Source organism: Acinetobacter calcoaceticus ANC 3811, assembly GCF_000399665.1.
Classification (GTDB): Bacteria; Pseudomonadota; Gammaproteobacteria; order Pseudomonadales; family Moraxellaceae; genus Acinetobacter; species Acinetobacter calcoaceticus_B.
This window is the reverse complement of sequence record NZ_KB976986.1, coordinates 1483363-1492492: the sequence shown is the minus strand read 5'-3', so window position 1 is coordinate 1492492 and position 9130 is coordinate 1483363. Positions and strand designations below refer to the sequence as shown.

Here is a 9130-nt window from a genome sequence, read left to right as displayed (position 1 = left end):
ATGACGATGATGATGATCGTGGTAGCCGTTCAGGTGGCCGAGGCCGAGGTCGTAGTCGTGATGACGATGATGATGACGATCGCGGTAGCCGCTCAAGTGGCCGAGGACGTAGTCGCAGCCGTGACGACGATGATGATGACGATCGTGGTAGCCGCTCAGGTGGCCGAGGACGTAGTCGCAGCCGTGATGACGATGACGATGACGATCGCGGTAGCCGCTCAAGTGGCCGAGGACGTGGTCGTAGCCGTGACGACGATGATGATGGCCGTGGACAAAACTCTCGTAATCAAAAACGTGATGCCTCTGGACGTTTTACGTCTTAAGCAAAATGTTTTAAAAAACGAAGGAGGCTTTTGCCTCCTTCGTTTTTTAATTTATTTACTTTACTGTGGGAGCAGTTGTAGTCCTTTCACAATATCAATGTACTCAGAACCGTTTAACCAAAAAGATTTTTTTAAGAATAACGTCGTCATAATACTTTCTGCTGCTTCACTCTCTGGATTTTCACAGAATAATCCGTAGCTTTCACCCAAAACCGCATCATTTTCAATCAGGCGAATATAGTAGGCATGTTGCTCATTTGCATAACCTAAAACTGCATCACGTTGATTTTTCATTTCGCATGTCTCCATACCAAAAAACTGAATTTAACCAGAATGTTAAATGCTCAGAATCTCATTTGATAAAAATCATAAAACCGTCAGTCCTAAAGACTATTTCTAATCAGGTTTTGATTTCTTCAAATTACCATTTTAGTTTAAACATCCCTGTTAAAAGCAAAATGGATTAAAATCTGATCATGGGATTTATTGTTATGCAAAAAAAATATTTCGTCAACTTGAAAATGTAACTTTTTCAAGTTACATTGTCTGTGTAGGATTTGAACAGTGAAAAGGGAGGCAATATGCCAAAGAAAAAAGAGTTCGAGCATGGCGGTGTACGAGAAAATGCCGGACGCAAAGCACAGTTCAATGAACCCACAAAAGTGATTCGTGTTCCCGAGTCTCAAGTTAACTTTATCAAAAATTGGTTACTGAATAATGTCAAAACCAATAACTTGACCGATTTTAACTCAAAACTTAATGTACAACAGGTCCACCCGAATAACGATAAAATTTACCATATTCCTTTGGCAACTGAACGTGTTGCTGCTGGTTTTCCTTCGCCAGCGCAAGATGATATTGAGCAAGCACTCGATTTAAATGAATATTTAATTAGAAATGAAAATGCTACTTTCATTGTTAAAGCCAATTCTTTATCCATGCTAGATGCTGGAATTGATATTAATGATCCGCTTATTGTGGACCGTAGTATTGCTGCTAAATCTGGCGATATTGTGATTGCACTCATCGACAATGATTTCACTGTTAAGCGCTTAATGATTGATACTCAATTTCAACCACCTAAAGTTTGGCTAAAAGCAGAAAACCCTGATTATCAAAATATTTATATTGAAGAGGGACAAGAACTGGTTATTTGGGGAGTCGTAACTTATAACCTCAAACGAATGAGATAAATTTTCTTATATTTTATTATTCAAGTTACTGACCCGAAAAGTGAGTCAGTAACTTTTTGCTGAATGACTTTTAAATTTGTCCAATCAATAAGCACGTTGCGATAACAACCATCAAACCACCTGAAAAACGACCGACTAATTGTGCTGCTTGTGGTCTGGTTTTAAGAATAGCTTCTGAACCATACCCCACCATTAAGTAAATAATTGCGCAGCTAATCATGTGTACAACACCAAAGGCAAGAATTTGTGTTGTCACTGACCATGAAGCAGTAGTGTCAATAAATTGAGGAAGCAGTGCTAAAAAGAGTAAAAAAACCTTCGGGTTTAATCCACTCACATAAACGCCTTTGGTTGCCCAGCTCAACCATGACTGAGCCTTTTCAGAACCAGACTTATTCGGAGTAGGAGGGGTAAGGAGTAAATTTATTCCCATCCATAACAAATAAGCTGAACCTGCCACAGTAAGAATCATCAGAGCAGTCGGATTATTTGCTACAAGCAGACCAACACCAGCCGCTACTAATAAAATCGTAATAAAGTGCCCAAATAGCATACCTGCGACAGCGGGTACAACGACTTTGCCTTTAATCCCTGCCGAAATGGCATAGGCCCAGTCTGCCCCTGGAGTAATAATAAAAAGAATGGAGACACTCCAAAATGCAATAAAAATGTTAAAAGCCATGTGCTTATCTCGGCAAACTATTTTCCAAAGGTTTCGCTCGCGGGTTAGCAAAAAAAACTATTTATTCGAGCTTGTTGAAAATAATATGCTCATGTATTTAGAATGTGCTTTTAAATGTTTGCTCATATCACACTCATTTGGGGTAAATTTTTCTAAATGGATCGCACAGATAAAAAGATTCTTGCTGAATTGCAATTAAATGGCCGATTATCTATCACTGAATTGGCAGAAAAAGTAGGCTTGAGCATTTCACCTTGTCATAGACGAGTGAAGGCTTTAGAAGAGTCGGGAGCCATCAAAGGTTATCGGGCAGAACTCGATCCAAACTTAGTCGGTTTTGAGTTTTCAGCGATTGTTTTTATTACGCTCAAAGAAGGTGATAAACAGGCAGTCGAGAAGTTTGAAAATGCCGTAATTGATATTCCACAAATTATTCAGGCGCAGCGTTTGTTTGGTGAGCCAGATTATTTACTACATGTCGTAGCCAAAGATTTACCTGCTTTTCAACGTTTGTATGATGAAAAATTATCTGCTATTCCAAGTGTGCAACGACTCATCTCAACCATTGTGATGAAAGACGTGGTGCCTGAACGTTTGTTCCCGATTGGCTAAAAATTATCAGATATAAAAAAAGAAGCTTTAAAGCTTCTTTTTTAGTTTCGATAGTATTTAAGCATCGAGTGTTTTACATAAAGAACAGATCGTGCCGTTATGTTTGTGAGAGTACATAATATCTGGGCGCTCGTAGCCTTGCTCGCATACGCGGCAGTGATAAACGGTTGCTACAGGTGTACCTTCAGCATCGTAACGTGGCTCTTTAATGCCATCATCGTGTGACTTGATGTAGTATTTTCCTTTGGTTAATAAACCCATGATTGGTGTTAATACAAAGGCAAGTATAAGCGCGATGAGTGGTGAGTAAGGAGCTAAGAAGCTACCAAATAATCCAAAGAATGCTGCAATTGATAAGCCTGCTGATACAAGGAACGCAACCATACCGACAGGGTTTACGTTGTAGAGCATGTCACGGCGGTATTCAGGTTCTTTAGGTGAAAGTTTTAAAACATATTTGTTGATTGAAATGTCTGTTGCAACAACCACAACCCATGCAATTGCAAAGTTTGAATAGAACCCTAAGATTTTACCCAGTACCGCAAACATGTTGCCTTCCATTAAAGCAAGCGCAATTGCTAAGTTCACGATCACAAAGACAATACGACCCGGATAATGTTTACTCATACGAGTGTAGGCACTTGTCCAAGCAAGAGAGCCAGAGTAAGCATTGGTGACGTTAATTTTAATTTGAGAAATAACCACCAAAAACACTGCGAGTGTCAAAGCTGCCCAGCCCGGAAGCATGTCATGAAACGCTGCATTAAACTGTTGAACAGGTTCAGTGCTGTTTACACCCGGTATTTTAGTGAGTAAATAGAACCCTAAAAATGCCCCAATAATTTGTTTGATTGCCCCTAAAATCACCCAACCCGGACCTGCGGAAATTACGGCAGCCCACCATTCTTTGCTATTTTCTTTTGTTTTCGCAGGCATGAAACGCAAGTAATCAATTTGCTCACCAATTTGCATGATTAGCGATAAACAAATACCAGCACCCAACATGATCGCAGCCATGTCTACGGTTGCAAAACCTTCTTTACCTGTAAAAGTAGCAAATTGGCTGACTAAAGTTGGTTCTTGGTAAATCAGATAGGCCACAGGACCAATCATCAGAATTAACCAAAGTGGAGTGGTCCAGACTTGTAATTTACTCAAGGCTTTCATACCGTAAATCACCAGCGGTATGACCATAATGGTTGAGATGAGATAGCCGGCCCAAAGCGGAATGCCTAAACCAAGTAATAACCCTTGCGCCATGATTGAACCTTCAAGGGCAAAGAAAATAAATGTGAAACTGGCGAAAATGATGCTGGTCAGGACCGAGCCGATATAACCGAAACCTGCGCCACGAGTAATCAAGTCAAGGTCGATGTTATAGCGTGCTGCGTAGTAGGCTAAAGGAATGCCGGTTAAGAAGATAATAATCGCTGCAAATAAAATGGAGAAAACAGCATTGGTTGTTCCGTAAGACATACCAATACTGGCACCAATAGAAAAGTCAGCAAGATAGGCAATACCACCAAGTGCAGTAATAGCGACAACTTTGGGACTCCAGCGCCGAAAGCTGTGTGGAGCATAACGTAAAGTATAATCTTCTAAGGTTTCATTCACTGCTTTTTGTGAATCTGTACCTTGCACAGTGTCCAGATTTGGATGTTCAGATACACTCATAACATCAATCTCCCAATCATTCTCGGTCAATCAACACAAATATTGATCATTGTTTTTTGATGGTTTTGAGTGTGTGATTTTTGGGAAAAATTGAAAATACGTTATTTTGCGTATATGTGCGTATTTGAAAAAATCGCCATGATAAATGACTTTTGGCATAAGGATTGCTGGGTTTAATGCAGCCCCATCCAAAACATGAGTGTTATGCCAGATTCTTCACGCCCCCAACAAGCGCCACAACGTGTGATCAAAACACGCCGTGAATATAATATTTGGGTGGCAGATGAAAGTATCGAAGATTATGCGCTCCGCTATGCACCTACCTCAGTAAGAAAATGGTCACCTTGGACCGTGACCAACACCGCAATTTCGACCGTTAGCTTTTTGGCTATGGAAGCCATTGGGGCAACCATGCTTTGGCAGTATGGCTTTAGCAATGCAGTCTGGGCAGCAATAGTCGTATGTACCATCATATTTTTAACCAGTTGGCCGATTAGTTACTACGCTGCAAAATATAATGTAGACGTCGATCTGCTTACTCGTGGTGCAGGTTTTGGCTACATTGGCTCGACCATTACATCTCTAATTTATGCCAGCTTTACCTTTATTTTGCTTGCGTTTGAAGCCGCAATTATGGCGATGGCACTTGAGCTGGCTTTAGGTATTCCACAAGTTATTGGTTACTTAATTTCTGCGTTAGTAATTTTGCCTTTAGTGGTCAAAGGTATTGGTTTTATTAACAAAGTTCAGGCAATCACTCAGCCAATCTGGCTCTTATTGCTGTTATTGCCGTGGTTTTTTGTACTTTGGAAACAACCACAAATTTTAAGTAGTAGCCTGCATTTTGTTGGTGCGGTTTCAAACTCGACCGATTTCAATTTGTATTACTTTGGTGCGGCGTGCACTCTTATTTTTTCATTTGTGATCCAAATTGGTGAGCAAGCTGACTATTTACGTTTTTTACCCCAACAAGAAAAAAATAGAACTGCGTGGCGTTTTGCCGTTTTTTTAGGTGGGCCATCTTGGATTATTTTTGGTTTTCTAAAAGTTTTGATGGGCATGCTGCTGATGGTGTTGGCTTTTCAGCTGTTCATTCCTGTCTCTGAACTAGACAATCCGACTTATCTGTATTGGGTTGCCTATCAACAGTTTATTCCAAACCCTCAGCTTGCTTTAATCCTGACTTTAGCACTGGTTTGCTTGGCGCAAATTAAAATTAATATGACCAATGCCTACGCTGGCTCATTGGCATGGTCAAACTTTTTTGCCCGCTTAACTCATAGCCATCCGGGGCGAATTGTCTGGCTTCTTTTTAATGTTTTTATTGCCATTGTTTTGATGGAAATGGGGATTAGCCATGCGGTTGAACGCATTTTGGGGCTATATAGCAATATTGCTTTGGCATGGATTGGCGCCGTTGTTGCCGATTTAATTATCTGTAAACCTTTAGGTTTAAGCCCAAAGGGAATTGAATTTCGCCGTGCTTATTTATATGACATTAACCCCGTAGGTGTGGGTGCTTTACTGATTGCTTCAGTTTTATCGATGCTGAGTTATTTGGGCTTTTTCGGACTCATGGCAAAAGGTTTAGCAAGTTTTATTGCTTTGGGGAGTGCGGTGTTATGTGTTCCTGTTATTGCTTACTTAACCAAAGGCAAATATTACATTGCACGCCAGCCTGAAAAAATTCAGGCGACTTCGGTTGCTAACTGTGTTGTGTGTGAAAGGGACTATGAATTTGCAGATATGGCGGGATGCCCAGCCTATAGCGGTACGATTTGTTCTTTATGCTGTTCACTTGAAGCACGCTGCCACGATTTATGTAAACCCGATGCACGTTGGTCAGTACAACTTAAAAAAGCCATTTGGTACTATCTACCTGAACGTTGGGCCAGCCGTTTAAATAGCAGGGTCAGTTTATATTTATTACTAACTCTAGGGCTGTCTATTGTTTTGGCAGTGAGCTTGAGTCTGGTTTATATCCAAGAAAAAACCTATTTAGAAACGGTAAATGCGGCAGCCGTTCCTCAGTTATTTACGCTATTTGTTAAAATTTACACCATTTTATTTTTATTAATGAGTGTTGCTGCATGGTGGTTAGTGTTAAACGATGAAAGCCGTCGTAATGCCGAAATCGAGACGCATCAACAAACGGCTTTATTGTTTGATGAAATTGCTGCTCATGAAGTCACCTCAAAAGACCTGCAAGATGCCAGAATTTCAGCAGAGCGAGCAAATGATGCAAAAAGTCGTTATGTCATTGGCATTAGCCACGAACTAAGAACGCCTCTAAATAGTATTTTGGGCTATAGCCAATTACTTCAGAAACAAGAGCAGCTTTCAGAACAAGGCAAAATGGCGCTCGGGGTGATTAGCCGTAGTGGGCAACATCTAACTTCACTGATTGACGGTTTATTAGATTTAGCACGAATTGAAACGGGCAAAATTTCTTTAAATGTGGTGGACGTTCATTTCCCCAATTTTATTGAACAGATTATTCAAATGTTTCAGCCTCAGTTTGAACAGAAAAATTTACAGTTTGTTTATGAAATTGGAGAGAACCTACCGCACTATGTCCGTACTGATAAAAAACGCTTAGAACAAGTGCTCATCAATTTACTGGGTAATGCTTTAAAGTTTACGATGAGCGGCACAATTACCTTGAAAGTCGAGTACCGTTTTCAAACGGCTTATTTTGAAATTAGAGATACGGGCTGTGGTATTGCCGAGGCAGATTTAGAGCGAATCTTTAACCCGTTTGAACGGGGCAGCAATGTAGTGCAAGGTGGATTTACTGGAACAGGGCTCGGACTACCGATTGTAAAATTGTTGGTCGATTTACTCGGCGGACAGCTATCTGTGACTAGTCAGCTCAATCAGGGTTCGCAGTTTAAGATTAAGTTTTATTTACCTTCAAAAGAAGTAGTTCATCCGATTTCTAATGTTTACTCTAACCAAATTACAGGCTACCAAGGTGAGCGAAAACGAATTTTGGTTGTCGATAATGAAGCGGTGGACCGAGGTTTAGTCGCTAATTTTCTAAAACCGTTAGGATTCATTATTGAAGAAGCCGAGTCGGGCATTGACTGTTTAAGACGTGTACCTATTTTTCAACCTAACCTGATTTTGATGGATTTAAATATGCCTTTGATGGGCGGGTGGGAAACAGCGAGATTATTACGTCAGAATAATATTACCAATGTGCCGATCTTAATTATTTCCGCCAATGCAGGCGAGCGCGAAGTCAATCCACAAGATGCAGTCTTAAGTGAAGACTTTATGCTAAAACCAATCGACCTGAATTTGTTGCTGAGTAAAATTGGAGACAAATTAGGTTTGCTATGGATTGATTCTAAATCAGAGACACATCTTGAAAATAATGAAGTTCAATCACTTAATATAAACGTTTTTAAGCAAGAGCAAGCTACTATTTATACACCAGTCAAACAACTGGAAAATAACGATCTGCTCGATTTACCGCAAAGCTTCCAGCAATTAAATGATTTGATTGGGCAGGGGTATATTCGTGGAATTCAACAGACTTTAACGCAATGTCGTCAAAATTTTCCGGAGCACAACGAGTTATGGGAACAGCTTGAACAGGCTATACAAAAGTTTGATTTAAAACACGCCCAACGATTAATTCAGGATAAGCAATGAGTACGCAATATGTTTCTTTTCAGCAAGCTTCGCCAAACGAGCAGGCTGTTATTCTGATTGTGGATGATGTGCCGGAAAATTTAGGCTTGCTACATGAAAGTCTGGATCAGGCAGGTTATCGCGTGCTTGTCACAACCGATGGGTTAAGCGCCATTGAAATTGCCCACCGATGCTTACCAGATATGGTTTTACTTGATGGCAATATGCCACATATGGACGGTTTTGAAAGTTGTATACAGCTTAAAGCGAGTCCGATTACGCAGTTTATTCCCGTCATTTTTATGACAGGCTTGTCAGAAACAGAGCATATTGTGCGTGGTTTTCAGGTCGGCGGGGTAGACTATGTGACTAAGCCACTAAATATTGAAGAAGTATTAGCGAGGGTAAAAACACATTTGGCACATGCCAAACTATTGCAACAACAAAAACAGGTGATTGATGCAACGGAAACAGCAATTCTCGCACTAGATGTTCACGGTAAAATTGTTTGGAAAACTCAAAAAGCCAGTGATTTACTGAATCAATATTTACCTGAATTAGACGGTTTTGAGGCAGGTTTAAAAGCTTGGTTTTCAGATTTAGAACATGAAAAAGACTCCAAAAAATTAACCAGCTGTTCTTATTCAACATCATCTCAGCAATTACAGCTTTTATTGCTCACGCCGTGGGAAACTGAAACGAGCGTAGCAAAAAATTATCTTATCCAGATCAAGACATCTACACCTGCCTTGGAAATGAATGATATTTTGAAATATTGCCCGCAGTTGACTCAACGTGAGGCCGAAGTCATGCACTGGTTGTTGTTAGGGAAAACCAATAAAGATATTGCAGAAATATTGGAGCTGAGTCCACGGACGGTAAACAAACATTTAGAGCATGTTTTTGAAAAACTTTGCGTTGAAAATCGAACTGCTGCCGTAGCGCATATTAATAGCCTAGTACAAGAGTTTCATTAAGTTCATTTAAAAATAGAGGCCCGTGTTGAG

The 9130-nt window shown here is 40.3% G+C and carries 7 protein-coding genes and 1 pseudogene; 5 read left to right on the top strand and 3 right to left on the bottom strand.

What is annotated here, in order from left to right; genetic code table 11:
* Window positions 1-323: pseudogene (locus F935_RS08375) on the top strand (stress-induced protein); the annotation flags it as partial.
* A 60-nt stretch (window positions 324-383) separates the two neighbouring features.
* Here the strand turns inward: F935_RS08375 and F935_RS08370 are convergent.
* Complete coding sequence (locus tag F935_RS08370) at window positions 384-617, bottom strand: hypothetical protein (protein ID WP_009388226.1); 234 nt, start codon at window positions 615-617, stop codon at window positions 384-386.
* A 287-nt stretch (window positions 618-904) separates the two neighbouring features.
* Between F935_RS08370 and F935_RS08365 the strand changes: the two genes are divergently transcribed.
* The gene (locus tag F935_RS08365; RefSeq protein ID WP_016138519.1) at window positions 905-1516 is read left to right on the top strand and encodes a LexA family protein; all 612 of its coding nucleotides are present in this window, start codon (window positions 905-907) and stop codon (window positions 1514-1516) included.
* 70 nt (window positions 1517-1586) lie between these two features.
* On the opposite strand, the gene F935_RS08360 is transcribed toward F935_RS08365, so the two are convergent.
* Window positions 1587-2198 carry a LysE family translocator gene (locus tag F935_RS08360; protein ID WP_016138518.1) on the bottom strand — a complete coding sequence of 204 codons (612 nt, stop codon included), beginning with the start codon at window positions 2196-2198 and terminating at the stop codon, window positions 1587-1589.
* Window positions 2199-2354: 156 nt separating this feature from the next.
* Here F935_RS08360 and F935_RS08355 point away from each other — a divergent pair, with 156 nt between their 5' ends.
* Window positions 2355-2810, top strand: a complete 456-nt coding sequence (locus F935_RS08355) for an Lrp/AsnC family transcriptional regulator (RefSeq protein ID WP_000376211.1) — start codon at window positions 2355-2357, stop codon at window positions 2808-2810.
* Window positions 2811-2867: 57 nt separating this feature from the next.
* Here F935_RS08355 and F935_RS08350 read toward each other — a convergent pair whose 3' ends face one another.
* Window positions 2868-4484, bottom strand: coding sequence for a purine-cytosine permease family protein (locus tag F935_RS08350; RefSeq protein WP_016138517.1), 1617 nt, complete (start codon window positions 4482-4484; stop codon window positions 2868-2870).
* A gap of 195 nt (window positions 4485-4679) precedes the next feature.
* On the opposite strand from F935_RS08350, the gene F935_RS08345 reads away from it, so the two are divergent.
* Both F935_RS08345 and F935_RS08340 read left to right on the top strand, forming a co-directional pair.
* Window positions 4680-8144, top strand: a complete 3465-nt coding sequence (locus tag F935_RS08345; RefSeq protein WP_016138516.1) for a hybrid sensor histidine kinase/response regulator — start codon at window positions 4680-4682, stop codon at window positions 8142-8144.
* Window positions 8141-9100 (top strand): response regulator transcription factor, encoded by a 960-nt coding sequence (locus F935_RS08340; protein ID WP_016138515.1) that lies wholly within the window; start codon window positions 8141-8143, stop codon window positions 9098-9100. Before F935_RS08345 ends, F935_RS08340 begins: the two co-directional genes overlap by 4 nt.
* The last annotated feature ends 30 nt before the right edge of the window (window positions 9101-9130 follow it).